Source organism: Allobosea sp. P1_A7 (assembly GCF_056406775.1).
In genome coordinates, this window is sequence record NZ_JBFTZN010000542.1 from 1 (window position 1) to 1,621 (window position 1,621).

The window sequence follows — 1,621 nt, forward strand, 5'->3', positions numbered from 1 at the left end:
TAGTAATAGCCGCCGTCGGATGGACGCCATTTGAAGTTCAGGGTGCGGGCCGCGGCATTGCCGATCGCGGCCGCATCGATCAGGATTTTCTTCATCCGTGCGTCAGGATTGAAGGCTTTGCCCTTCACGATTCCGATGGCGGCGAGCGATCCCATGATCTCCGGGTCGAGCGCGCCTGCCGGCTCCTTTTGCACCAGATCGTTGAGCATCTCGAAATAGCTGAAATCGCTCGGCGGCACCGTGTTCATCACCTTGCCGCTGCCTTCGGTGAACGCCACCGGCTCCTTCGGGCGAAGAAACTCCCAATCGAGCTTGTGGTCCGGCGTGCGGGCCAACGTCGCGTTGCCTTCCAGTGCCGAGCCGATGCTCGTGCCGAAACCTCCGGGAAGGTAGGGATAGACCTTGAGCGTCTTCTTGATCAGCGCGACGACCGGCTTCGGGTCGTCTTTTTCGAGGAAGGACCGGCCGAGCAAGGTCGCGCGGGTCGTGCGCATCTTCTGGACATAGTAACCCCCCGCCGGAAGCTCGCCCTTGTAGTCGGGCGGCACGAACAGGTATTTGCCTCCCTCGCCGCGGTCGGGCCCCGGCAGACCGAAGTCGGTCACCCACTGGAACCACAGGTCGTCGACCACCCCGAGCGAAAATGGCGGAGTCTCGACGACGATCGGCCCCTTTGTCGCGTCCAGATTGACCCAGAAATAGATCGTGTCCGCATTGGCGGTCAGGAACAGGGACTTGGCGTCCATCAGTTCCGAGAAGATCAGGGCGGTGTTGTTCGGGATACCTGCATCCGCCATGCCCTTGAAAATGGCCGACACCGACGCACCCTGGTAGGCGTTCACGAACGCCTCGACCCCATGCATCAGGTCGAGAAAATCGTAAGCCTTGGCCACCGTCTCCTTGCTCGGCGCACCGTCCTTGTATTGCAACGGGCCGATGCTCGAATCGACCTTGTCCGGGGTGCTGATCGTCGGAGGCGTCGGGGGCGCCGTCTGGGCTGCCGGCAGGTGGGGGAACACAAACGTGGCGCATATCGCGGCTGCTGCAACAATGCCGATCCGCATCATCAGGCTCCTCCATGGATATGTCAGACGGGGACTTGCGTTGGACGTTACCTACCGGCTGGGGGCGGCGAAACTGTCCCTGGGGCCAGTGGCGACCGACGCCGGATGTGGATCAAAGTAAAATTATCAATATTCGCAGCAGTTTGCTGCTCTATGTGGGTCATCATAGCCAGAGGCTTGCAAGGAAAACCTTAAGTGAGGCCTGCAAGGAAGTCTATCGGTAGAGCGCGACGTCCGCCCGCCTGAAACCGGACCTTCCGAATGGCCACCGAGGGGAGAAACGCGGACATGACGTCAGCCTCCTAGACTTCTGCTTCCACCCAAGTTGAACGTTGACCGGTGGGGCGTGGGAAGACCCGAAATTAGCCTATTCCAGATTCACCGAACGCCGCGCTGATAACCTAGCGGGGGCTTCCAAGTGTTCGTGGCGTTCCTGTCTGGTCGGAGGGCAATGGTTATCGCGTCGAATAGAGCCGAATTCTGCAGAGGTTTCGAGAGAATGGCGATAATATCCGAATGGTGAGCCCACTCCTGATCCCCATCGTGCGCGGTAATGA

At 60.0% G+C, this 1,621-nt stretch carries 1 protein-coding gene; it reads right to left on the bottom strand.

The window, feature by feature from the left end; genetic code table 11:
* The coding region (locus AC1D34_RS37430; protein ID WP_476827011.1) for a DUF1254 domain-containing protein at positions 1-1,067 on the bottom strand (1,067 nt) is incomplete at its 3' end.
* Positions 1,068-1,621 lie beyond the last annotated feature (554 nt).